Origin of the sequence: Brevibacterium renqingii, from assembly GCF_017808105.1 — a bacterium.
In the GTDB taxonomy this organism is placed as follows: domain Bacteria; phylum Actinomycetota; class Actinomycetes; order Actinomycetales; family Brevibacteriaceae; genus Brevibacterium; species Brevibacterium renqingii.
In genome coordinates this window covers 98,579-123,277 of record NZ_JADBHF010000007.1, presented here as the reverse complement: position 1 = coordinate 123,277, position 24,699 = coordinate 98,579, and the positions used below count along the sequence as shown (strand labels likewise).

The 24,699-nt window shown below is 66.2% G+C and carries 19 protein-coding genes; 16 read left to right on the top strand and 3 right to left on the bottom strand.

Annotated features, from left to right (window positions below):
• Nucleotide 1: 1 nt before the first annotated feature.
• The 13 genes from IHE57_RS08965 to nrdR all read left to right on the top strand — a co-directional run bounded on the left by IHE57_RS08965 (nucleotide 2) and on the right by nrdR (nucleotide 14,683).
• Nucleotides 2-1,102 carry a UDP-N-acetylglucosamine--N-acetylmuramyl-(pentapeptide) pyrophosphoryl-undecaprenol N-acetylglucosamine transferase gene (locus IHE57_RS08965; protein ID WP_209372543.1) on the top strand — a complete coding sequence of 367 codons (1,101 nt, stop codon included), beginning with the start codon at nucleotides 2-4 and terminating at the stop codon, nucleotides 1,100-1,102.
• A gap of 2 nt (nucleotides 1,103-1,104) precedes the next feature.
• Nucleotides 1,105-2,505, top strand: a complete 1,401-nt coding sequence (gene murC / locus IHE57_RS08960; RefSeq protein ID WP_209324688.1) for a UDP-N-acetylmuramate--L-alanine ligase — start codon at nucleotides 1,105-1,107, stop codon at nucleotides 2,503-2,505.
• 5 nt (nucleotides 2,506-2,510) lie between these two features.
• Nucleotides 2,511-3,266, top strand: a complete 756-nt coding sequence (locus tag IHE57_RS08955) for a cell division protein FtsQ/DivIB (protein ID WP_209372540.1) — start codon at nucleotides 2,511-2,513, stop codon at nucleotides 3,264-3,266.
• Between the two features lie 217 nt (nucleotides 3,267-3,483).
• Complete coding sequence (ftsZ, locus tag IHE57_RS08950; RefSeq protein WP_209372538.1) at nucleotides 3,484-4,671, top strand: cell division protein FtsZ; 1,188 nt, start codon at nucleotides 3,484-3,486, stop codon at nucleotides 4,669-4,671.
• A 1-nt stretch (nucleotide 4,672) separates the two neighbouring features.
• Nucleotides 4,673-5,431 carry a peptidoglycan editing factor PgeF gene (gene pgeF, locus IHE57_RS08945; protein WP_209372536.1) on the top strand — a complete coding sequence of 253 codons (759 nt, stop codon included), beginning with the start codon at nucleotides 4,673-4,675 and terminating at the stop codon, nucleotides 5,429-5,431.
• Nucleotides 5,432-5,508: 77 nt separating this feature from the next.
• Nucleotides 5,509-6,027, top strand: coding sequence for a cell division protein SepF (locus IHE57_RS08940; protein WP_209324692.1), 519 nt, complete (start codon nucleotides 5,509-5,511; stop codon nucleotides 6,025-6,027).
• A gap of 94 nt (nucleotides 6,028-6,121) precedes the next feature.
• Nucleotides 6,122-6,421 carry a YggT family protein gene (locus IHE57_RS08935; RefSeq protein ID WP_209324693.1) on the top strand — a complete coding sequence of 100 codons (300 nt, stop codon included), beginning with the start codon at nucleotides 6,122-6,124 and terminating at the stop codon, nucleotides 6,419-6,421.
• 298 nt (nucleotides 6,422-6,719) lie between these two features.
• Nucleotides 6,720-7,541, top strand: a complete 822-nt coding sequence (locus tag IHE57_RS08930; RefSeq protein ID WP_209324694.1) for a DivIVA domain-containing protein — start codon at nucleotides 6,720-6,722, stop codon at nucleotides 7,539-7,541.
• A 145-nt stretch (nucleotides 7,542-7,686) separates the two neighbouring features.
• Entirely contained in the window at nucleotides 7,687-8,223 is a 537-nt protein-coding gene (locus IHE57_RS08925) for a signal peptidase II (protein WP_209372534.1), read from the top strand.
• Complete coding sequence (locus IHE57_RS08920; protein WP_209372532.1) at nucleotides 8,216-9,139, top strand: RluA family pseudouridine synthase; 924 nt, start codon at nucleotides 8,216-8,218, stop codon at nucleotides 9,137-9,139. Before IHE57_RS08925 ends, IHE57_RS08920 begins: the two co-directional genes overlap by 8 nt.
• A gap of 167 nt (nucleotides 9,140-9,306) precedes the next feature.
• Complete coding sequence (gene dnaE / locus IHE57_RS08915; RefSeq protein WP_246475841.1) at nucleotides 9,307-12,816, top strand: DNA polymerase III subunit alpha; 3,510 nt, start codon at nucleotides 9,307-9,309, stop codon at nucleotides 12,814-12,816.
• A 65-nt stretch (nucleotides 12,817-12,881) separates the two neighbouring features.
• Complete coding sequence (gene hisD, locus IHE57_RS08910; RefSeq protein WP_209324697.1) at nucleotides 12,882-14,183, top strand: histidinol dehydrogenase; 1,302 nt, start codon at nucleotides 12,882-12,884, stop codon at nucleotides 14,181-14,183.
• A gap of 2 nt (nucleotides 14,184-14,185) precedes the next feature.
• Nucleotides 14,186-14,683 (top strand): transcriptional regulator NrdR, encoded by a 498-nt coding sequence (nrdR, locus tag IHE57_RS08905; protein ID WP_209372530.1) that lies wholly within the window; start codon nucleotides 14,186-14,188, stop codon nucleotides 14,681-14,683.
• 196 nt (nucleotides 14,684-14,879) lie between these two features.
• Here the strand turns inward: nrdR and IHE57_RS08900 are convergent, their stop codons facing one another.
• Both IHE57_RS08900 and IHE57_RS08895 read right to left on the bottom strand, forming a co-directional pair.
• Nucleotides 14,880-17,111, bottom strand: coding sequence for a HelD family protein (locus IHE57_RS08900; RefSeq protein WP_209372528.1), 2,232 nt, complete (start codon nucleotides 17,109-17,111; stop codon nucleotides 14,880-14,882).
• A 107-nt stretch (nucleotides 17,112-17,218) separates the two neighbouring features.
• Entirely contained in the window at nucleotides 17,219-17,971 is a 753-nt protein-coding gene (locus IHE57_RS08895) for a spermidine synthase (RefSeq protein ID WP_366933910.1), read from the bottom strand.
• Between the two features lie 250 nt (nucleotides 17,972-18,221).
• Between IHE57_RS08895 and IHE57_RS08890 the strand changes: the two genes are divergently transcribed.
• Both IHE57_RS08890 and IHE57_RS08885 read left to right on the top strand, forming a co-directional pair.
• Nucleotides 18,222-19,769: a DUF4192 family protein gene (locus IHE57_RS08890; protein ID WP_209372525.1), complete on the top strand. Its 1,548-nt coding sequence runs from the start codon at nucleotides 18,222-18,224 to the stop codon at nucleotides 19,767-19,769.
• A gap of 90 nt (nucleotides 19,770-19,859) precedes the next feature.
• Nucleotides 19,860-21,350, top strand: a complete 1,491-nt coding sequence (locus tag IHE57_RS08885) for an RNA polymerase sigma factor (RefSeq protein WP_209324702.1) — start codon at nucleotides 19,860-19,862, stop codon at nucleotides 21,348-21,350.
• Between the two features lie 244 nt (nucleotides 21,351-21,594).
• Here IHE57_RS08885 and IHE57_RS08880 read toward each other — a convergent pair whose 3' ends face one another.
• The gene (locus tag IHE57_RS08880) at nucleotides 21,595-22,452 is read right to left on the bottom strand and encodes an N-acetylmuramoyl-L-alanine amidase (RefSeq protein ID WP_209372523.1); all 858 of its coding nucleotides are present in this window, start codon (nucleotides 22,450-22,452) and stop codon (nucleotides 21,595-21,597) included.
• A 127-nt stretch (nucleotides 22,453-22,579) separates the two neighbouring features.
• On the opposite strand from IHE57_RS08880, the gene IHE57_RS08875 reads away from it, so the two are divergent.
• On the top strand, nucleotides 22,580-24,691 hold the full coding sequence (locus tag IHE57_RS08875; protein WP_209372521.1) for a DNA gyrase/topoisomerase IV subunit B: 2,112 nt from the start codon (nucleotides 22,580-22,582) through the stop codon (nucleotides 24,689-24,691).
• Nucleotides 24,692-24,699: the final 8 nt, after the last annotated feature.

Sequence of the window (24,699 nt, the reverse complement as noted above, 5' to 3'; positions counted from 1 at the left end):
GATGACGAGTATCCTCCTGGCCGGCGGAGGCACCACCGGCCATATCTCGCCGATGCTGGCGATCGGTCGCCGGCTGCGCGAGAAGCACCCGGACTGGGACATCGTGGCGCTCGGCACCGCCGACGGCCTCGAAGCCGAAATCGTGCCGCGAGCAGGGTTCGAACTGCTCACCATCGACAAGGTGCCCATGCCCCGGACGATCAGCCCCGCACTGCTCAAGTTCCCCGGCCGCTTCGCCGCCAACGTCTCCGAGGTCAAGAGGATCATCTCCGCCCGGAACGTCGCGGCCGTCGTGGGCGTCGGGGGCTATGTCTGCCCGCCGGCGTTCCTCGCCGCCAGACAGGCGAAGATCCCGCTCATCGTCCACGAAGCGAACGCGAAGCCGGGAATGGCCAACCGCCTCGGCGCGATGCTCACCACGGACGGGCGGGTCGGCATCACCTTCCCCGATACGAAGCTGCGCGGCGCCACCCTCGTCGGCATGCCAATGCCGAGTGAGATCACCGGACTCGATCGCGGCGACGAAGCACAGCGGGCGGACTTCCGAGCCGACCTCGGTCTGCGCGATGACCGCCCGGTCCTCGTCGTCACCGGCGGGTCCTCGGGCGCCCAGAAGATCAACGAGGCCTTCCTCGACTCCGCAGCCCGCTGTCAGGAGAAGGGAGTGCAGGTCCTCCACATCACCGGCGCCGGCAAGGGCGAGGCCCTGCGTGAAGCCACCCGGGAGCTGCCGGACTACCACGTCGTCGACTATGTCGACGGCATGCACCGGGCCTATGCCGTGGCCGATCTGCTCGTCGCCCGCTCGGGAGCGGCCACGGTCTCCGAGGCCACTGTCGCGGGCGTCCCGGCAGTCTATGTGCCCCTGGCCATCGGCAACGGCGAACAGCGGCTGAATGCGGCAGGAAGCGTCCGAGCCGGCGCCTCGCTCATGGTCGACAACTCCGACTTCTCCCGGACCACCGTCGAGGAGACGATTCTGCCGCTCGTCACCGACCGGACGCGGCTGGGGCAGATGAGCCGCGCCGCCCTCGCCCTGAACTATCCCACCGACGCCGCGGCCAGAATGGCCGCCATCGTCACTTGCGCGCTGGAAGGCTGAACATGACCGCTGCGAACATCGTCCCCGTAGGCGAACTCGGCACCGTCCACTTCATCGGCATCGGCGGTTCGGGCATGTCCGGAATCGCCCGGATCATGGTGATGAACGGAGTCACGGTCTCGGGCTCGGACGCAAAGGAGTCCTCCGCCGTCGAGGTGCTCAGGACCTTGGGCGCCAGGGTCACGATCGGACACTCTGCCGACAACCTCGGCGATGCCGACACCCTCGTCATCTCCTCGGCCATCCGCAAGGACAACCCCGAGCTCGTCGAGGCGCAGCGTCGCGGACTGCGCATCCTCCACCGTTCGGGAGCGCTGGCCTCGCTCATGGTCGACCGCCGAGCCGTGGCAGTGGCCGGCACGCACGGCAAGACCACGACCACCTCGATGGCCACCGTGGCCCTGCAGGCCTGCGGCCTCGACCCTTCCTTCGTCATCGGGGGAGTGCTGTCGACGACGGGCACGAATGCGCATTCGGGCACCGGTGACGTCTTCGTCGCCGAGGCGGACGAGTCCGACGGCTCCTTCCTCCTCTACGAACCGGCAGTCGGAATACTGACGAACGTCGAGGCCGATCACCTCGACCACTACGGCACACCCGAGAAGGTGCGCGAGGCGTTCATCGAATTCTGCAGCGGCATCCAGTCCCGCGGCGGCACGATCATCGCCTGCGCCGACGATCCCGGCTCCCACGACGTGGCCGCGCACGCTCGCTCCCAAGGCGCCGAGGTCGTTCTCTACGGCACCGGCCCCGACGCCGATATCGTCCTGCGCGACCTCGACTCCGGCGTCGGCTCGCGCTTCGTCCTCGACCTGCCCGGCCGCGATGAGCCGCTGCAGGTCGAGCTGCGGCAGCCGGGGCTGCACAATGCGCTCAATGCCACCGCCTCGATCGCCGTCGCGCACAGCCTCGGCGCCGATGTCGAACGCGCCGCCCAGGGACTGTCCGGCTACGGGGGCACACGGCGCCGGTTCGAGGAGCGCGGCATCGCCGCCGGCGTGCGCGTCATCGACGACTACGCCCACCACCCGACTGAGCTGCGGGCCGTGCTGGGCGCCGCACGCGGAATGGTCACCGATCAGGGGCGCGTGTGGGCGATCTTCCAACCCCACCTGTATTCGCGGACGATGGAGTTCCGGGAGGAATTCGGTCAGGCTCTGGGGCTGGCCGACGAGGTCGTCGTCCTCGACGTCTTCCCGGCCCGCGAGGACCCGGTGCCCGGAGTCACCGGAGCACTCATCGCCGACCGAGTCCCGCACGATCATGTCACCTTCGAAGAGTCCTTCGCCGAGGCCGTCCCGTTCGTCGCCGAACGCGTTCGACCCGGTGACCTCGTGCTCACGCTCGGAGCCGGGGACGTGACGATCCTCGGACCCGAGCTGCTGAGCGCACTGGAGCGCTGAGAGCGATGGCGCCGCTTCCCCCAGCCCGCACCGGCGACGACTCCACCGCCGACCTCACCGGAGTAATCCGCGCCCGCCGGAGGCAGCTGTGGCGCCCCCGGATCATCGGGCTCGGCATCGTCGCGGCCCTCATCGCTCTCGCGGCCGTCGCCTGGTTCTCACCGCTGCTGGCACTGCAGAAAGTGACCGTGACCGGAGGCGAACTCGTCGACCACGACGAGGTGAGCAGCTTCGTCCTCGACTCCGAGCGCGGGACCCCGCTGCCGCAGGTCCGGCCGGGCACGGTCGAGGAGTCCGTCCTCGAGGAGTTCCCGAAAGCCGCCGAGGCCGCCGTCCACTACTCCGGCCCGCGGACACTGAAGATCGAGATCACCGACCGGACTCCCGTGCTCGCGATCGACGGCTCTGCCGGCTACCGGCTCTATGACGCCCACGCTGTCGATCTCGGCGTGGTCGACAAGGCGCCGAAGAACGTGACCGTGCTCGGCAGCTCGGGCGGAGAGCCCGACCGGGAGACCGTGGCCGCGGTGGTCCGCTTCATGGGCAGTCTGCGCCCCGAACTGCGCAAGCAGCTGACGACGATCGAGGCGAAGGACCCGATGAGCCTGCAGGGCCGACTCGACACGGGCAAGCACCAGGCCACGGTCGTGTTCGGGGACGCGAGCGACCCGAGCCTCAAGGTGCGGACAGCGGCTCAGCTCGCCGCAGCCGGACGCACGGAGATCGACGTGTCCGTGCCGTCGGTGCCCGTGACGAACTGAGTCGGCGAGCCGGGACCGTGCCCGCATCCGCGCCCGGTGCCGCCGAATGCCCGCGTTTGGCTCCGACACACCGAGTCTGAAGTTTGGCCGAAGTCCGACACTCCGGGGAGAATGGTTGCAGTGCTGTTGCGTGGCCCAATAGCCTCAAGGCAGAGAACACAGACCGAATGCGCACGCAGACCTTGCGTGGCTGAAGCGCTTGAGACGAGGAACCGACTTGGCTGAATTCCCACAATCCGGAGCGGATATCAAGGTTGCCGGAACCGGCGGCGGCGGTGTCAACGCTGTTCAGAGGATGATCGACGTCGGCCTGCGCGGCGTGGAGTTCATCGCAATCAACACCGACGCCCAGGCGCTTGTCCTCTCCGACGCCGATGTCAAGCTCGAGATCGGTCGCGACCAGACCCGCGGACTCGGCGCCGGAGCCGATCCCGAGATCGGTCGCAAAGCCGCGGACTCTTCGGAAGAGGCCATCCGCGACGCCCTCGAAGGCGCCGATATGGTCTTCGTCACCGCAGGTGAGGGCGGCGGGACCGGAACCGGTGCAGCCCCCGTGGTCGCCCGTGTCGCCCGGTCGCTCGGCGCTCTGACCATCGGTGTCGTCACCCGCCCGTTCACCTTCGAAGGACGACGCCGCTCCGCGCAGGCCGAAGCCGGCATCGCCGCCCTGCGCGAAGAGGTCGACACCCTCATCGTCATCCCCAATGACCGACTGCTCTCGATCTCCGACCGCAGCGTCTCCGTCGTCGAGGCCTTCCGCTCGGCCGACGAGGTGCTGCGCTCCGGTGTGCAGGGCATCACGGACCTCATCTCGGTGCCCGGCCTGATCAACCTCGACTTCGCCGACGTCAAGTCGGTCATGCAGGACGCGGGCACCGCGCTCATGGGCATCGGCGCCGCCACCGGCGACGACCGCGCCGTGCAGGCGGCGGAGTCGGCCATCGCCTCACCGCTGCTGGAAGCCAGCATCGACGGCGCCCACGGTGTCCTCTTCTGCATCACCGGCGGCGGCGACCTCGGCCTGTTCGAGGTCAACGAGGCGGCCCGTCTCGTCCAGGAAGCCGCCCACCCCGAGGCGAACATCATCTTCGGCGCCGTCATCGACGACAACATCGGCGACGAATGCCGCGTGACCGTCATCGCCGCCGGCTTCGACAACACCTCGCCGAATGCAGAGACGGCCGGAGTCGAACCGATCCCGGCAGCGGTCCCCGCCGCGGCGAGCGAGAGCGAGCCCGAGATCGAACCCGCCATGGCCTCGGAGTCCGAGACCGAGGACGCCGAACCCAGCGAGTCCGCGGCACCGCGTCGCAGCGAGGAGCATCAGATTCCGGCGACACTGCCGAACGAGCGCAGCACCTCGAACTTCGACAGCGACCTCGATATCCCGGACTTCCTCAAGTAATATGCTGCGCTCGAGGTTCGTCATCCCCGGCAGGCGGACCGCCCACGTCGCCTTCACGGATCGACACGGCGGGTACTCGAGCGGGGACTTCGCCTCGTTCAACCTCGCCCGCCATGTCGGCGACGATGACGAACTCGTTGCGGCCAACCGTGCATCCCTCGCTCAGGTCCTGAGCCTGAGCGGGGAGCGGCTGGCCTTCGTGTCCCAGGTCCACGGCACCGCAGTGAGAACGATCGACGACGAGACCGAACTGCCGCCGCTCCCCGTCGAAGCCGATGCGCAGATGACGCGGCTGTCGGGTATCGGTCTGACGATCATGGTCGCCGACTGCACTCCCGTCATGCTCGCCGACCCCGAGGCCGGGATCATCGCCGCCGTCCACGCGGGCAGGCAGGGCATGGCGGCTGGCGTCGTCCAGGGCACCATCGCCCAGATGCGACAGGCCGGGGCGGAGAAGCTCCATGCGGTGATCGGGCCCTCGGTCTGCCCGCGCTGCTACGAAGTCTCCGCCGAGCTGCGCAGCGAAATCGAGGCGATCGAACCGACGGCCGCCTCGGTGTCGGTGTCGGGCACGCCCGCGCTCGACGTCGCCGGCGCCGTCGCCGAACAGCTGAGCCGCGAGGGAGTGATCATCGATCACTTCTCACGGACCTGCACGAAGGAATCCGAGGATCTGTTCTCCTACCGCAGGCAGCGCAGAACGGGTCGGTTCGCCGGCATCATCTGGCTGCAGGAAGAAAAGACCACGACACACCCATAGGACTCACCCGCCCGCACACTCGCGTGCGATAGTTTGGGCGACAGGTGAGCAAGTGCCGAAGGCCGAGGAGCTAAGACATGTCAGCAATCAAGAAGACGCTGGAATACCTGGGTTTCGTCGAAGAGGAGGACGAGACCGTCGACCGTACCGACCGTCGCGAACCCACCTATCGTGAGCGTGAGGTCGTCGAGCCCTATGACGAGGTCGAACAGTATGAAGAGCCCGAACCGGCAGAGGATCGGTCGCCGGCCCCGGTGACGCCGATCCACCCGTCACCGATTCGTCCCGTTGACACCCCGGCTCCAGGAACCTCAATGAATCGCATCAGGACCATCCACCCCCGCAGCTACAATGACGCCATGGTCATCGGCTCCGCCTTCCGTGAGGGCACTCCCGTGATCATGAACCTCTCGGAGATGGACGAGAACAACTCGAAGCGCCTCGTCGACTTCTCCGCTGGTCTGATCTTCGGTCTGCACGGTTCGATCGAACGCGTGACGAACAAGGTCTTCCTGCTCACTCCCGAGAACATCGAGGTCTCGGGCGAGAACGAGGCCGACTCGGACACGCAGGCCAGCTTCTTCAACCAGAGCTGAACGAGTCGGGAATTCCTCTCAACTCCTCCTCAGCTCGAGCCGTTAGGCTGGGGCGTCGACACTCAAGCAGCAACGAAAGGCGCGGGGGAACCACGTGGCCATCATCTTCTACATCCTCGGCACGGCGCTGAGCCTCTATGTCTACGTACTCCTGGCCCGCGTCGTCCTCGACCTCGTCCAAGTCTTCTCGCGCGACTGGAAGCCGGCCGGCTTCTTCCTCGTTCTCGCGGAGATCGTGTACACGCTCACCGATCCGCCGCTGAAGCTGCTGCGCAAGGTGATCCCGCCGCTGCGCCTGGGCCAGGTGTCGCTCGACCTCGGGTTCATCGTCCTGCTCATCGGCATCCAGATCATCGCGTCGGTGTTCTTCAACCTCTCCCACGCCTCGGCCTGAGGCACGGACCCGGTCGTACTTCCCGTGGCGTCGATGCCGTGGTGAGTCTCCACCAGGGCCGGCGGAGGCCTGCCAGAGCGGCAGTTCGGTGAATATCAGGGGTGCAGACGGGTGAATGCAGTCACGGAATTGGCGGTCGGGGTCCGCGGCTTGTTAGCCTCAGGATGGAAAATATCGTTATCGAATGCGTGACACGCCATTACTGCGGGACAGAACTGCAGGTGTTACGCTAATGTGACGTTGAAGCCGTCCTTCCGGGCGGCAGCGTAATGATTGTAGATCGACCGAAGGTGACCTCATGGCGCTCACGCCTGAAGACGTAGTAAACAAGCGGTTCCAGCATGTGAAGTTCCGCGACGGGTACGACCAGGACGAAGTCGACGATTTCCTCGACGAGGTCGTCGTTGAGATCCGCCGTCTCTACCAGGAGAACGACGAGCTGCGTCAGAAGCTCTCCACCGCCGAACAGCGTGTGAAGGAACTCGAAGCCGGCGGTGCTTCCGCCGCACCGGCGGAGGACGCCGACGCTACTCAGGCGATGCCGGCCGCCGTGCCCGCTCCCGAGGAGCAGGCCGAGGCTCCGGCGGTGACGGAAACACAGGAACCTGCCGCTCCGGCACCGGTCGACGACACTCAGGCCTCCGCTCCGGTGGTCAAGGAAGCCGCTCCGGCTCCGCAGGAGGGCCCCGCTTCGAGCTCTGCCGCGCCTGCCATGGCCGCGGGAGCTGCCGGTGGCGCAGCAGGCGTCGGACTCGGTGCAGCCGGCGGCGACGGGGACGCTCATGGTCTCATCGCTCTGGCTCAGCGCGTCCACGACGAGCACGTGGCCGAAGGTGAGCGCAAGCGCGACGAACTCATCAAGGGCGCCGAGCAGGAAGCTGCCGACATCGTCGGCAAGGCCGAGTCCAAGCGGGACGAGACCCTGTCGACTCTCGAATCGCAGAAGTCGACGCTCGAACGGTCGATCGATCAGCTCTCGAACTTCGAGCGCCAGTACCGCACCCGTCTCAAGAGCTACCTCAACGATCAGCTGCGTGACCTCGAGAACTCCACGAGCCTGGCTCCGGAGACCCTCGACGGAAACAACCCGCTGGGCGGATCGTCGAATCACAAGCTCTGATCCGATACCGGCGACGACCGAGGTCCGGGGACTCCTGCGAGTCCCCGGACCTCCGTCATGTGCGCACCCCGCGGACGCCCCAGTGACAGGCGTGACCGGCCGTCCCCGGACGCCAGAGCGCGGACGGTGGGCTAGAATGATCCGAATGAACGATCCTGCCTCACGGGTGAAGAGACCTCGCGCCGCCATGCTGGCTCTGCTGTTCGGAATCGCGACGTTCGTGCTCGTGATCGATCAGTTCACGAAGTTCCTCGCCGTGGGTCTGCTCGAGGATCGTCCGCCGGTGCCCGTCATCGGCTCGCTGGCCGGCTTCACCTTCTACCGCAACCCCGGCGCCGCCCTCGGCCTCGGTTCGAATGTGACCTGGGTCTTCCCGCTCATCGCCGTCGCGGTATTCATCGCCATCCTCGTGCTGTCGCGCAGACTCGCCTCAACCGCCTGGGCCACCGGTCTCGGCCTCCTTCTGGGCGGGCTCTTCGGCAACCTCGTCGATCGTCTGTTCCGCGAACCGGCCTTCCTGCACGGCGCCGTCGTCGACTTCATCGATCTGTCGCTGTTCATCTGCAATGTTGCGGATATCGCGATCTCCGCCGCTGCAGTCACGCTCGTCGTCGCCAGTCTCAAGGGCATCGAGATCGACGGATCGGACTCCACACGTGTGAAAGAGGACTCCCATGACTGAACGCTCAATCCTGGTCCCGGAAGGGCTCGAAGGCCAGCGCGTCGACGCTGCGATGTCGAAGCTGCTGGGGCTCTCCCGCACCGCCGCCGCTGATATCTGCGCAGACGGGGGAGTGCAGATGTCCGGGCGTCCGGTCATCAAATCCGATCGCGTCATCGCCGGCGAACGGCTCGACATCATGATGCCCGAGCCGCAGCGGCCCTTGGAAGTCGTCGCGGATCCGGTGCCGGGAATGAAGATCGTCCACGACGAGGACGCCTTCGTCGTCGTCGACAAGCCCGTCGGGGTGGCCGCTCATCCCGCGCTCGGCTGGTCCGGGCGCACTGTCGTCGGGGGACTCGCCGCGGCCGGTTTCCGGATCGCCACCTCCGGCGCCCCCGAACGCCAGGGCATCGTGCAGCGCCTCGACGTCGGCACCTCCGGGCTGATGGTCGTGGCGAAGAGCGAATACGCCTACAGTGTGCTCAAACGGGCGTTCAAGGAACGCACCGTCGAGAAGACCTATCACGCGCTCGTCCAGGGGCTGCCCGATCCGGTGCTCGGCACCATCGACGCCCCGATCGCCCGGCACCCGAAGCACGACGGCCTCTATGCCGTGCGCACGGGCGGAAAGAACGCGATCACCCACTACGAGGTGATCGAAGCCCATCGTCGTGCCGCTCTCGTCGAGGTCCATCTCGAAACCGGCCGTACGCATCAGATCCGGGTCCACTTCTCTGCGACCAAGCATCCGTGCGTGGGCGATCTGCCCTATGGGGCCGATCCCGTGCTCGCCAAGGAGCTCGGACTCGAACGGCAGTGGCTGCATGCTGTGAAGCTCGGATTCCAGCATCCCGACACGCACAAATGGGTCGAATTCGAAAGCGGCTACCCGGACGATCTGCAGACGGCGATCGACCGCATCCGGCCGCACTGAGGCACGAATCTCCGCGGGCCCCGAGGTGCCGCAGGGAACACTCCTCCGGGCGGTCCGGACCAGCTGGGATGGACTAAGCTGGGGGCGCAACACAGGCCAGATCAGGAAGGCGGCTGCCAGTGCCGAACGAGGACTTCGTCCACCTCCACGTCCACACCGAATACTCCATGCTCGACGGTGCGGCCCGCCTCGGAGATCTCATGGCGGCGACGAAGGCCTCGGGCATGTCCGCGATCGCCACGACCGACCACGGCTACCTCTTCGGCGCGTTCGACTTCTGGTCGCAGGCGACCGCGGCAGGCATCAAACCCATCATCGGGGTCGAAGCCTATGTCACTCCGGGCACGGACCGGCGCGACAAGACGAGGGTGAAATGGCGCACCGACGAATCGCAGAAGCGCGACGATCTCTCCGGCGGCGGTCTGTACACCCACATGACACTGCTCTCGCGGAACAACACAGGCATGCGCAACCTGTTCAAGGCCTCCTCGTACGCTTCGTTGGACTCCGTGACCTCGAAATGGCCCCGCCTCGACCAGGACCTGCTCGAGACCTACTCCGACGGGCTCATCGCCACCACCGGCTGCCCCTCGGGTGAGATCCAGGTCCGTCTGCGCCTGGGGCAGTACGAAGAGGCGCGTGCGGCAGCCGGGAAGTACCGCGAGATCTTCGGCAAGGACAACTACTACGTCGAGCTCATGGACCACGGTCTGTCCATCGAGAAGCGCGTGACCAAGGACCTCATCCGTCTGTCGAAGGAGATGGACATTCCGTTGGTCGCCACCAACGACCTGCACTACACGCACGAATCCGATGCGAAGGCGCACGAGGCGCTGCTGGCCATCCAGTCCGGCTCCAAACTCATCGAACCCACCTATGATCAGGGCGGGTCGCGCTTCGCCTTCTCGGGATCCGGCTACTACCTGAAGTCTCCGGCGGAGATGCGCGCTCTGTTCAGGGAATTCCCCGAGGCCTGTGACAACACGCTCGAGATCGCGGAGAAATGCGAGGTGTCCTTCGACACCGAGGCGAACTACATGCCGAAGTTCCCCTGCCCGCCCGGTGAGGACGAGACCTCCTGGCTGATCAAGGAAGTCGCTAAGGGACTCGACTACCGGTATCCCGACGGCGTGCCCGAGGACGTGCGGCGACAGGCCGACTACGAACTCGACATCATCATCTCGATGGGCTTCCCCGGCTACTTCCTCGTCGTCGCCGACTTCATCAACTGGTCGAAGGACAACGGCATCCGCGTCGGGCCCGGCCGAGGCTCGGGTGCGGGCTCCATGGTCGCCTACGCCATGCGCATCACCGACCTCGATCCGCTCCAGCACGGACTGTTCTTCGAGCGCTTCCTCAACCCGGACCGCGTGTCCATGCCCGACTTCGACGTCGACTTCGATGATCGTCGCCGCGGCGAGGTCATCGAGTATGTGACCGAGAAGTACGGCGACGAACGCGTGGCCATGATCGTCACCTACGGCACGATCAAGACGAAGATGGCGCTCAAGGACTCGGCGCGTGTGCTCGGCAAGCCCTTCTCCATGGGCGAGAGGCTGACGAAGGCGCTGCCGCCGGCCGAGATGGCCAAGGACATTCCGCTCAAGGACATCGAGGACCCCGAAGCCAAGCGGTTCAAGGAAGCCGGCGAGTTCCGCGAACTCGTCGACACCGATCCCGAGGCGCGGGAGACCTTCGAGACCGCGAAGGGACTCGAAGGACTGAAACGCCAATGGGGCGTCCACGCCGCCGGCGTCATCATGTCCTCGGACCCGATCATCGACGTCATCCCGATCATGCGTCGGTTCCAGGACGGCCAGGTCATCACCCAGTTCGACTATCCGACATCCGAGGGCCTCGGACTGATCAAGATGGACTTCCTGGGTCTGCGGAACCTCACGATCATCTCCGACGCCGTCGAGAACATCAAGGCCAACCGGGACTACGACCTCGACCTCGAGCATCTCTCGCTCGACGACCCGGCCGCCTATGAGCTGCTCACCCGCGGTGACACCCTCGGCGTGTTCCAGCTCGACGGCGGCGGACTGCGTGCCCTGCTGCGGATGATGAAGCCCGACAACTTCGAGGATATCTCCGCGACGCTGGCCCTCTACCGTCCCGGCCCGATGGGCGCTGACTCGCATACGAACTACGCCCTGCGCAAGAACGGTCTGCAGGAAGTCACCCCGATCCACCCGGAGCTCGAGGAGCCGCTCAAGGACATCCTCGACACCACCTTCGGCCTCATCATCTACCAGGAGCAGGTGATGGCGATCGCGCAGAAGGTCGCCGGCTACTCTCTCGGACAAGCCGATATCCTCCGTCGCGCCATGGGCAAGAAGAAGAAGGCCGAGCTGGACAAACAGCAGGTCGGGTTCTTCAGCGGGATGAAGGAGCGCGGCTACTCGGAGGCCGCCGCCCAGGCCCTGTGGGACATCCTGCTCCCGTTCTCCGACTATGCGTTCAACAAGGCCCACTCGGCCGCCTACGGGGTCGTGTCCTATTGGACCGCCTTTCTCAAGGCCCACTACACGGCCGAGTACATGGCCGCACTGCTGACCTCGGTCGGTGACAACAAGGACAAGCTCGCGATCTACCTCAACGAATGCCGTCGTCTGGGCATCACCGTGCTGCCGCCGGACGTCAACGACTCGGCGCTGCACTTCACCCCGGTCGGCACGGACATCCGCTTCGGCATGGGCGCGGTGCGCAATGTCGGCTCCCATGTGGTCGAAGGCATCGTCGAGGCCCGGGGCGAGAAGGGCGCCTACACCTCGTTCACCGACTTCCTCGACAAGGTGCCCAGCCATGTGTGCAACAAGCGCACGATCGAATCCCTCATCAAGGCCGGCGGCTTCGACTCCCTCGGACACAGCCGCCGCTCGCTCGTCGAAGTCCACGAGGAGGCCGTGGACTCGGTCATCGGGGTCAAACGCCAGGAGGCCAACGGCCAGTTCGACCTGTTCGCCGGGTTCGGCGGGGGAGACGACTCGCCGAGCTTCTCCGTCGCCATCCCCGACCGTCCGGAGTGGGAGAAGAAGGAGAAGCTCGCCTTCGAGCGCGACATGATCGGGCTCTATGTCTCCGATCATCCCCTCAACGGACTCGAAGGCGTGCTGGCCGCCGAATCCGAGGCCTCCATCGCCGAGGTCGTCGACCCCGAATCGCACCGCCACGACGGATCGCAGATCAAGGTCTGCGGAATGATCACGCAGGTCATGCGCAAGGTGTCGAAGAACTCCGGGCGTCCCTATGCGATCGTCACCCTCGAGGACCTCGAGGCCGAGATCGAAGTGATGTTCTTCGGCGACACCTACGAACCCGTGGCGAGCCTGCTGGCGACCGACCTCGTGATCTCGCTGACCGGACGGATCCGGACATCGGACGACCGCCCGACGTCGCTGATGGCGATGTCGATGACGATTCCCGATGTCACCGATCCCAACGATCGGCCGCTGAATCTCATGATGCCCATGGAGAAGGCGACCGAGGAGATGGCGACCAAGCTCAAACGGATCCTCGAATCCAACAAGGGCCAGACCGACGTGCACCTGACCCTGTCCCAACCGGGACGGCAGACGGTGATGCGACTCGACCGCTCGATCCGCGTGGATCCGAATCCGAGCCTGTACGGAGACCTCAAGGCCCTGCTCGGTTCTCGCTGCCTCAGCGGCTGAGGCGCGCCCGGTCCGAAGCTTGGGCCGGGGGAGCCGGAGTGACGGACGGCGACTAGAATGGCTCCGTGAACATTCTGGACTTCCGTGGCGAGAACCTGAACAAGCGATTCCTGGCGCAGCGGCTTCCCCGAGCCGCCGAGGCCCATGCCGATATCGAACGTCGCGTGGCCGACCTGCTCGAGGATGTGGCGACCGATGGAACCGCTGCGGTCAAGGATCTCACCGAACGCTTCGACGGGGTGCGCCCCGAGTCGCTGCGCGTGCCGGAATCCGCGCTGGCCGCCGCCGAGGCGGAACTCGATCCTGCGGTCAAGGCCGCGCTCGTCGAGTCCATCGACCGTGCTCGGCAGGTCGCCGCCGATCAGCGTCCTGCGGATGTGCGCACCGAACTGGCCTCCGGCGCATTCGTGACCACCCGCCACCTGCCCGTCGAGCGGGTGGGGCTCTACGTCCCGGGCGGGCTCGCCGTCTATCCCTCGACGGTGATCATGAACGTGGTCCCCGCTCAGACCGCGGGGGCGAGCTCCCTGGCGATCGCCAGTCCTCCCCAGAGCAACGGGTTGCCGCACCCGACTGTCCTGGCCACCGCCCGCATCCTCGGTGTGGACGAAGTGTGGGCGATGGGCGGCGCCCAGGCCATCGGCGCCCTGGCCTACGGATTCGACGACGAGGAGGAGCTCGAACCCGTCGATCTCATCACCGGCCCGGGCAATGCGTATGTGGCCGCGGCGAAGTCCCTCGTCCGGTCCCGGGTCGGCATCGACGCGGTGGCCGGGCCGACGGAGATCATCATCCTCGCCGATGCTCAGGCGAATCCGCGCTTCGTCGCCGCCGACCTGATCAGCCAGGCCGAGCACGACGAACTGGCCGCCTCGGTGCTCGTCACCGACTCCGCGGAACTCGCCGCACAGGTCGATGCGGAACTCGCCGAACAGGTTCCACAGGCCGAGCACAGCGCGCGCATCGCCACGGCTCTGGCCGGACGGCAGTCGGCCATCGTCCTCGTCGACGACCTCGACGCCGGCGTCGCCGTCGTCAACGGCTATGCCGGCGAACACGTGGAGGTCCACACGGCCGATGCCGCCGCGGTGGCGCGAAGGATCACGAACGGGGGAGCCGTGTTCCTCGGCGACTGGGCTCCGGTCGCGCTCGGAGACTACTGCGCTGGGTCGAACCACGTGCTGCCGACCATGGGCACCGCCGCGCACGGTTCGGGCCTCGGCGTCCACTCATTCATCAAGGTCAGCCAGGTCATCGACTATGATCGTGAGGCCCTGGCCGCCGTCGCCGAGCACATCGATGCATTGGCCGCCAGCGAACAGCTCCCGGCACATGGCCGGGCCGTCGACATCAGGTTCGAGGAGTAGAGATGCGTTGTCCCTTCTGCCGTGAGTCCGATTCGCGGGTCGTCGACTCGAGGACCAGCGAAGACGGCGCCGCGATCCGCCGCCGGCGACAGTGCCGGCACTGCGGTCGCCGATTCACGACGATGGAGGCCACGAGCCTGTCGGTGATCAAACGCTCCGGTGTGACCGAGGAATTCTCTCGGCAGAAGATCATGTCGGGCGTGCGCAAGGCCTGCCAGGGGCGTCCGGTCAGCGACGACGATCTCGCGAAGCTGGCCCAGAGGGTCGAGGAGAACATCCGTTCGAAGGGCATCGCCGAGATCGATGCCGACGAGGTGGGGCTGTCGATCCTCGAACCGCTGCGCGAACTCGACCAGGTCGCCTACCTGCGCTTCGCCAGCGTCTATCAGGGCTTCGACTCACTCGAGGACTTCGAGGCGGCGATCGACTCCCTCCGGGCGGATGCGCTGCTGCAGGCAGGACAGACCAGGGAACCTCTGCCCGAGGACTTCGCCGACTGATCCTCCACCAGCTGATCACTGACTGGGAATGTCGAAAATTCCTCTCAGAAATCTTCCCTGCGAGTGCGTCGGCACCCGAATAGTTGTGTAGTATTGAGAGTGCGCGCTGCGGCGCGCGGCCGCTTGCGGTTCGGAGGGGAAGCCGAACCCAAGCGGCCTTCTACTTTTCGGGTTGATGATGAACTGGTTTTCCGGCTCAGCCGGCGCGGCGGTCGGCCTCGGGGGAGAATAGCTCGCTGAGCTCGGTGCGCGCGGAGGCGAGGATGCGCAGCCGCTCCGTGGTCCGGGTCAGAGCCACATAGAGACCGCCGACTCCCGCTTCGCTGCCGACCGGGGCGATGCGGCCGGGCTCGACGATGATCACCGAATCGAATTCGAGGCCTTTGGCCTGCTGCGGGGTGATGAGGGCGATCTGGTGGTCGAGCCCGCTGACCGCGCGGCCGAAGTCGAAGCCGGCGAGCATCTCGGCGATGGGCTCGATGAGGCTCTCATCAGCGATCACGGCGATCTTTCCGCCCTCGGCCGCCGCGCTCTCCGCAGCGATCGCCTCGGCGAGTGCGCTGAGCGTTTCGGATTCGGACGCGAAGGTGTCCAGCTGCGGGTCGGCGCCGCCCTGACGCACCGATTCGACGAGTTCGAGCTGCGGGAAATGGCGGTGCAGGTACCGATTCGCCAGGTCCATCACCGACTGCGGTGTGCGATAGGACACGGTGAGCACCTGCAGGGCGAAACGGTCGCCGACGAATTCGGAGAGGATCGACGACCAGGTTCGAGCATTGTCGACCTGCGAGGACTGGGCGAGGTCGCCGACGACGGTCGCCGACTTCGACGGGACCCGGCGGAACAGCGCGCGCCACTGCATGGGGGAGAGCTCCTGGGCCTCGTCGACGACGAGGTGGCCGTACGTCCACTCCCGGTCCTCGACAGCGCGTTCGGCCAGGGTCGTCGCCGGTCCTTCCTCCTCCCACCGGGCCGCGAGCATCTCAGCGGACACCATGCCGCCGGTCTCGGTCATGTCGACCACGGCTTCGGCGTATTCGCGGGCAGAGTCGTCCCGTGCCTGCGTCGGCTGCGGGCTGGTGCCGAGCAGCTCGGCGAGCTCGTCGAGCAGAGGCACGTCCTCGACCGTGAATTCCTCGCGCCGATGCTCGAGCAGGGTCGCCTGCTCGGTGGGGCTGAGCAGATCGCCGGCGGCGGCACGCAGCTTGTGCGGCTTGCCGAGCAGGGCCCGCAGGGCACCGCTGGGGCCGATGGGGAACCAAGCGAGGTTGAGGGCACGGCGAACGTCGATGCTCGACCGCAGCTCTTCGAGCAGCTCCGGCAGGCGTTCGCCCGCGGCATCCAGACCCATCTCGCGGGCGAGGTCTTCGGCGAGGATCTTCAGCAGCCCGGTCACGAAGCCGTTGCGCGCGGCGTTGTGGGCATCGCCGCTGCGACGGGACCGATCGCGGGCGCTGCGGACGTCTTTCCGGCGCAGCACGATCGTGTGAGATCCGACGCGCAGCTCCTCGTCGCGCTCCGGCACCCGCTGATAGTTCGCGATGTGGTTCTTCAGGACCTCGGCCATGACCGAGCGTCCCTTGATCCTCGCCACGGCGGGAGCATCGGAGGCGTCCGTGTCGAGCCCGGGATAGAGCTGACCGGGGGTGAGGAGGACGGCACCGGTCTCACCGAGGCTGGGCAGCACCTTCTCGATGTACTTGAGGAACACAGTCGACGGTCCCACGAGCAGGACGCCGGACTTCGCGATGCGTTCGCGGTGGCGATAGAGGAGGAAGGCGGCCCGGTGCAGGGCGACAGCGGTCTTGCCGGTGCCCGGCCCTCCCTGGACGACGAGCACGCCGGAGAGCGGGCGCCGGATGATCGCGTCCTGCTCGGACTGGATGGTGGCGACGATATCGCCCATCCGGCCGGTGCGGTGGCTGGTGAGAGCGGCGAGAAGTGCTCCCTCGCCCTGCAGATTCGAACGCTGCGCATCGTCGAGGGCGTCGATGTCGAGCACGTCGTCTTCGATGCCGGTGACCTTCCGGTTGCCGGTCACGAGGTGGCGACGACGGGCGACGCCGTCCGGGTTGGCTGCCGTCGACTGATAGAAGCGCTCCGCGGCCGGTGCGCGCCAATCGATGAGGATCTGCTGGCGCTCGGCGTCGGTGAGACCGATCCGGCCGATATAGGTGGGGTCGTCCTCATCGACGAAGTCGAGGCGACCGAAGCACAGCCCCTCCTCGGCACTGTCGAGGCGGATGAGCTGATCTTCGTACAGTGTCGCGAAGGCGTCGCGTTCGGTGCGATGCTGGTGGTTGCCTCCGACCTCGGAGATCCTCACCGTTCCCAGGCGGGCTGTCGTCTCCTCCCGCAGCTCATCGAGTCGGGCGTAGAGTTCGTCGAGCTTGGCCTGCTCGACGCGAATTTCTGAAGTTTCCGTCATCTCACCTTCTTGGGTCGGCATTCAATTATGCCGAACTTTCGTCGGTGACTGTAGTCGGGACGTCATTTCGCCTCGGGGCGTTTCTCACATCGGAGTCTCCGCTCGGCTCACAGCCCGAGGCGGGAGCGCAGTCCTCGCCCGCTGAGGAATGTCGCCGCACTGGCGGCGGTGCGAAGACTGCGGTCGAGACCGGCCGTGTCGAGCGGAGTGTTCGAAGCCAGTACGACGACGTTGCCGTGCCTGCGGCCTTTGAGGATCGCCGGTTCGGTGGCCGCGGCGAGATGCGCGAAATGCTCTCCGAGCGCGCCGAGCTCCGCTCTGAGGACCCGGTGGTCCCCGGCATCGGGAACATTGGCGACGTAGAGTCCGGAATCCTTGAGCACATCGGCGCAGGCGGCGAAGAACTCTCCCGTCTGCAGAGCCGCCGGCACACAGTCGTGGTCGAAGGCGTCGCGGACGAGGACGTCGAGGGCATCGGTTCTGAAACTCCCGATCTCCACGGCTCCGTCACCAGCGCGCAGGGCCAGAGCGGGGGAGCGGGGCAGGTCGAACCACCGACGGGCGAAGTCGAGCAGGGCGGCATCGATGTCGATCGCCGTCTGCTTCGATCCCGGGCGTGCGGCATCGAGGGCTCGGGCCAGCGCACAGCCGGCCGCACCGATGTGCACGGCCCGCAGCGTCCGCTCGGGGAGTGTGACGTCGATGGCGCGACGCATCCAGTCGAGGTATTCGAAATCCAGGCGCTGCGGGTCGCTCAGCGTGATCGAGGACGAAGGGACCCCGTTGACATGGAGGACGTAGGAGTCGAGCTCGCCGTCGAGCTTCTCCAGCCGCGCGGTTCCCGTCGATATGTCGACCACTTGCGAGCCAGGTGCTGTGTATATCCGTCTCTTCGCCACCCTTCACTTCTATGCCAGTCAGACGCTCGTGGCAATTCGGGCCGGATCCTCGTGGGGACAGCGACGGCGACTCGACCGCCGCCGGCCTGTGGATCGAATTCCGATGTCCACAGGGCGTCGGACGAACGTGGTCGCATGACTGCGGGATCGGATTCAGTGGAAGCTCGACCGCAGCGTCGCGGCCCTGCAGCATTCGAGACGAGGAGAACCCATGCGAACACCGGCCCGCTCACCCGAGGACATCATCGGCATCATCCCCCACACCCTGGGCTACACGCCGCGCAACAGCCTCGTGGCCCTCATCGTCGGCTCCGAGGCCGATGGGACCCAGAGCTGTGCGACGACCCTGCGCACCGACTTCACGCGGGAGACCGCTGCCCAGATCATCGCCGAAGGCGGGGACTGGTACGTCGATCTCGTGTCTCGCGCCTGCACCGTCACCGGCGTCTTCCTCATCCTCTACGACGAGGACTATCAGCCGATCGATGCGCCGGGCCCCGAGGGAATCGATCCTCTCGCCTCCGAGCCGATCGGCTCGGTCACTGGCGCGGCAGCCGAGGACGCAGACGCCGAGGCGACTGCCCGCAGCGATGCCGGGTCAGCAGGCGACAGCAGTGCTGAAGCGGTGGGTGTCGACGCCGAGGTGGGAGACGACGACGCCGAGGTGGGAGACGACTCGGACGACGAATACGCCGAGGTCCATCGGGGGCTCGTCCGCGCTGCGATCGACGAACTCGCCGAGTCGTTCGCTGCCGGAGGCATCGATACCCTCAGCGCCTGGTGGGTCAGCCGCGATCGGTTCGGACGCATCGACGACGGGGGATACGACAGCACACCGTTGATCGCGGCGACCACCTCGGTGTGCGCCACCGAACTCGTGGCCGGGGGATCCAATCCGGCCGAAGACCCGGAGGAGCTGGTCATCGCCCCGATGACGGCAGAGGCCTTCGCCCACAGTCGCAAGGGCCGGATGGACGAATGGATGGACATGGACGAGGCCTTCTCCATCCTCGCCGACGTCTACCCTCGTCTGGAGGCGATGCGCGGTGATGATGAGCCCTTCGACGAGGGGCGTCTGCACGGGCTCATGGACCTGCCGACGGTGATGGCGCTCGACGCTCTGCTGGCCGAGAAATGGTCCCGCGATGCCCTCGAGATGATCCTCAGCTTCGACCACCCCGACTTCCCGCCCGCGCTGCTCACCGGACTCGACGGCCGGAGGCTGTGCGAACTGTCGCGTCGTGTCGGTTCCCTTCCCGACGCTGCACGGAAACTCGTGGGACTCTCCCCGCGCTCGCCGCAGCCGCGGGACGTCATGCTGTCCATCGCCTTCCTCAAGACATATCTGTCGTTGGGACATCCGGAAGTCCGCGCCACCGCCTATGCCGTCATCGCCTGGTTCGAATGGGCGCTGGGCGGCTCGACGATGGCCGAGATCTACGCGCTCGCCGCGCTTGAACTCGACCCGGAACACGGGCTCGCGCGGCTGATCGCGCACGCCGTGGCCTCGGGCTTCCTGCCGCGCTGGCTCGCGGACACCGAACGCACACGCCGTGGCCTCGGGCTTCCTGCCGCGCTGGCTCGCGGACACCGAACGCACACGATTCTGACCGCTTCGAATCCGTCCCCGGAAGCCGGCGGGCGGTGCGGGCAGCGTTGTCCATGCCGGATCGCTTGCGGGCACCACTGCCCAGGTCGGCAGAGCCGCTCGCGCGCGCGGGGACGATTCGCAAACCCGGGAATAACATGCGAAAATTAAGCGTTGACCCAGTCATTGCAGGATGGGCGAGCTATGCGTTCGCCCCGGACCGTACGCGGCCCACTTGACTTGGGTCTTAGTACTGTCCGAATGCATGGGGAAGTTTCAACGCTCGCGAAAGGTGAACACGTGCCGAGAGTCGACAAGGAATCCACAACGGTGACGGAGAAGTCGGAGGGAACGGCCGGCACGACCTCGACCGGTGGAACCAAGACCGCTGCGGCGTCGAAGTCCACTGCGAAGAAGACGACGAAGGCGTCGGGCACTGCCGGGACCAAGAAGGCAGCGTCCACGAAGTCGGCGACGACCAAGTCGGCTGCCGCGAAGACCCAGACGGCTGCGTCGAAGAAGACCACGGCCGCGAAGAAGACGACCGCGGCGAAGTCCGCAGCAGCGAAGGCCGAGCCGAAGGCCGCCACGACGAAGCCGACCGCCGCCAAGGAAGCGAAGAAGACGGCAAAGACGAAGAAGACCGTCGAGGATATCGACACCACTGAAGAGGTCGAACCCGCCGCAGACGCTCTGGCGACCGAGGAGAGTCCCGCCGAATCGACCGAGACGAAGAACTCCGAGGAGAAGGAGAAGAACGCCGCCGTCGCAGAGGCAGGCGGATTCATCGTCTCCGACGCCGATGAGGAGGACGCTCCTGCCCAGCAGGTCATCTCCGCCGGCGCCACGGCCGATCCGGTCAAGGACTACCTCAAGCAGATCGGCAAGGTGGCCCTCCTCAACGCAGCAGAGGAGGTCGACCTGGCCAAGCGCATCGAGGCCGGCATGTACGCTGAGCACCTCCTCGACGCCGGTGAGGTCACCGATCCGCGGGAGACCATGGACTACAAGTGGATCATCCACGACGGTCGGATCGCGAAGAATCACCTGCTCGAAGCCAACCTCCGTCTCGTCGTCTCCCTGGCCAAGCGCTACACGGGCCGCGGAATGCTCTTCCTCGATCTCATCCAGGAAGGCAACCTCGGCCTCATCCGCGCCGTCGAGAAGTTCGACTACACGAAGGGCTTCAAGTTCTCGACCTACGCGACCTGGTGGATCCGTCAGGCCATCACCCGCGCCATGGCGGACCAGGCTCGCACCATCCGCATTCCCGTGCACATGGTCGAAGTCATCAACAAACTCGCCCGTGTGCAGCGGCAGATGCTGCAGGACCTCGGTCGGGAACCGACCCCGGAAGAGCTCGCGAAGGAACTCGACATGACTCCCGAGCGTGTCGTCGAGGTGCAGAAGTACGGACGTGAGCCGATTTCGCTGCACACTCCGTTGGGTGAGGACGGCGATTCGGAGTTCGGCGACCTCATCGAGGACTCCGAGGCGGTTGTGCCCTCGGATTCGGTCAGCTTCACCCTGCTGCAGGAACAGCTGCACTCGGTCCTCGACACGCTCTCGGAGCGTGAGGCGGGCGTGGTGTCGATGCGCTTCGGTCTCAACGACGGTCAGCCGAAGACCCTTGACGAGATCGGCAAGGTCTACGGTGTGACCCGTGAGCGCATCCGCCAGATAGAGTCGAAGACCATGGCGAAGCTGCGTCATCCGTCGCGATCACAGGTGCTGCGCGACTACCTCGACTGATCGTCGAGCGCAGCGACCGAGGAGCGGCGTCCTTGACCGGACGCCGCTCCTCGCGACTGGGCATCGAGTGCCTCGGACGGCAACTCGTTGTCTGTGGCCGCACCGGCCGGTTCGGCCACACTCATTTCCTCAGCTCCTCGGCGCAGTCAGCCAGCTCATCGCCGCGCTCAGCGAAGCCCTTCGAAGGCGAGCTCATCGTCGCAGTCAGCGAGCCTTTCGAAGCCGCCGGTGCCAGGCGAAGCTGTCAGTACCAGCCGACGATGCCCTGGTACAGGGCATCCGCGTACTTCGCCCGGCCGGTTTTCGACTCCATGAGCTTCGCCTCTGTGGGATTGCGCATCTCTCCGCACTCCACGATGACGGCCGGCACGGACGCATTGTTCAAGCCTGCCAGGTCGGGCCGTCGACTGATCGCGTCCTTCCCGTAGGCACTGTTCGGGCTGAACGATTCGCCCATCGAGTGCCCCAGCGACTTCGCCAGGGTCGTCGAGGCCCTCTCCGTCTTCTCGTCCGTACCCGGATCAGCGACGATGAAGTGGAAGCCCTTCGGCGAACTCGACTCGCTGCCGTTGGCGTGGATGCTCACGAGCATATCGGCCCCATCGGCGAACGTGCCCCGCTCGTCCACGCAGGGTCCGACGCTCGTGTTGTCCTTCCGACTGAGCACGACCTTCGCCCCAGCGGCTTCGAGGGACTCGCGCAGGCGCGAACCCACGTCCCAGGTGAAATCCGCCTCGGGATAGTCCGAGTCCGTCGACGTGCCCGTCGTGTTGCAGTCCTTCGTGCCGCCCCGACCGTCGGGCACCTGGCGGGTGATCTCCGAGGGATGCGATGCATTGCCGCCGTTGTGGCCGGGATCGATCGCGATGGTCTTCCCCTCCAGATCGAACTCGCCAGGATCGCTCGCCGAGGCGGTGCCGTGCCTGCCGTCTGCGGTCTTCCCAGCCTGGCCGCTCTCCGTCTTCGACTTCGCGGGGGTTCGTTCGGAGACCTGTGTCGTCGCGGACGCCGAGCCGGACGAGCCCTGGTCGCATGCGGCGAGTCCGGGCAGGAGGAACACGGCGGTGAGCAGAAGGCTCGGGGCGAGAAGGCGATGGGTCATGGTCCCCATTGTTCCAGCAGAACCGACCCGTCCGTCGAATGCGAGCAAAACTCGATTCGACACGACCCGCCGGGAATAGGGTCCGCGTCGTCGAACGATTAGAATTTAATCGAACGAGAGGAAATGTGTGGAAGACGAAAGCTACGGCGCCAGGCACCTGTCCGTCCTGTCCGGACTCGAGGCCGTGCGCAAACGCCCCGGCATGTACATCGGCACGACGGATTCCCGCGGTCTCATGCACTGCCTGTGGGAAGTCATCGACAACTCCGTCGACGAGGCTCTGGGCGGTCACGGATCCGAGATCCTCATCGAGCTCGCTGCCGACGGCTCGGTGGCGGTCACCGACAGGGGACGCGGCATCCCCGTCGACATCGAACCGAAGACCGGTCTGAGCGGAGTCGAGGTCGTGATGACCAAGCTCCATGCCGGAGGCAAGTTCGGCGGCTCCTCCTATGCTGCCTCGGGCGGCCTGCACGGTGTCGGCGCTTCGGTCGTCAACGCGCTGTCCGCGCGCCTCGACGTCGAGGTCACGCGCGGATCAAAAGTGCACAAGATGTCCTTCCACCGCGGCGTGCCCGGCCGCTTCGACGACTCCTCGGGCACTCCGAGCCCGGACAACCCCTTCGAGGCATTCCAGGAGCCGACCGGCCTCGACATCGTCGGCAAGGCCAAGCGCGGTGTGACCGGCACCCGCGTGCAGTACTGGGCCGATCCGCAGATCTTCCTGGCCAAGGCCCAGTTCGACTATCAGCACCTCATCGAACGCGCCCGCCAGACGGCGTTCCTCGTTCCCGGCCTCGAACTGCGCATCATCGACCGGCGCGGAGTCGCCCGCGACGAGACGGGCGCCGTCATCGCCGAACGCGAAGAGGTCTTCAAATTCGACGGCGGCATCACCGAGTTCGTCGATCACCTCTCCATCGACCCGCCCATCACCGATACCTGGCGGCTGCACAGCACCGGCACTTTCAAAGAGACCGTGCCCGTGCTCAACTCCTCGGGCCACCTCGAGTCCAAGGAAGTCGAGCGCGAGGTCGGCGTCGACATCGCTCTGCGCTGGGGGACCGGATACGACACGAAGCTCAAATCCTTCGTCAATGTCGTCGCGACACCGCAGGGCGGCACCCACCTCGCCGGGTTCGAACAGGCCTGCCTCAAGTCGATGCGCAAAGCCGTCGACGCCAATGCGCGCAAGCTCAAGGTCGGCAAGGACAAGCTCGAGAAGGACGATGTCCTGGCCGGTCTCACCGCGGTGGTCACCGTGCAGCTGGCCGAGCCGCAGTTCGAGGGGCAGACCAAGGAGGTGCTGGGCACGGCGGCGGTGCGACAGATCGTTGCAAAGACCGTCGAAAGCCAGCTCGGCGCCGTGCTGGCTTCGACCAAACGTGCCGAGAAGCAGCAGGCCGCAGTCCTCATGGAGAAGGTCGTGGCCGAGATGAAGTCCCGCATCTCCGCGCGCACCCATAAGGAGAACCAGCGGCGGAAGACCGCGCTGGAGGCCTCCTCCCTGCCGGCGAAGCTCTATGACTGCCGCGACAACGGGGTGGAGAACACGGAGCTGTTCATCGTCGAGGGGGACTCGGCGATGGGAACGGCCAAAGCGGCCCGCAATTCCGACCACCAGGCGCTGTTCCCGATCCGCGGGAAGATCCTCAACGTCCAGAAGGCGGCGCTGGCCGATATGCTCGCCAACGTCGAATGCTCGGCGCTCATCCAGGTCATCGGGGCCGGCTCCGGACGCAGCTTCGACACCGAATCCGCTCGGTACGGACGTGTGATCATCATGACCGATGCCGATGTCGACGGTGCACACATCCGCACCCTGCTGCTCACGCTCTTCTTCCGCTATATGAAGCCGCTGGTCGAGGAGGGCCGGGTCTACGCTGCGGTGCCGCCGCTGCACCGAGTCGAAGTGGTGACGAAGCGCGGCACGCCGAACGAGATCATCTACACCTACTCCGAGGCGGAACTGCATACGCTGCTGAAGAAGCTGGAGAAGCAGAAGAAGACCTACAAAGAGCCGATCCAGCGCTACAAGGGGCTCGGAGAGATGGACGCCGACCAGCTGGCCGAGACGACCATGGATCCGAGTATGCGCACCCTGCGGAGAGTGACGATGGCCGACGCCGAGGCGGCGGAGAACACCTTCGAACTCCTCATGGGGGCATCGGTGGGCCCGCGCAGGGAATTCATCGTCTCCGGTGCCGCAGTCCTCGACGCCGAGCGAATCGACAGCTGACCAAACGC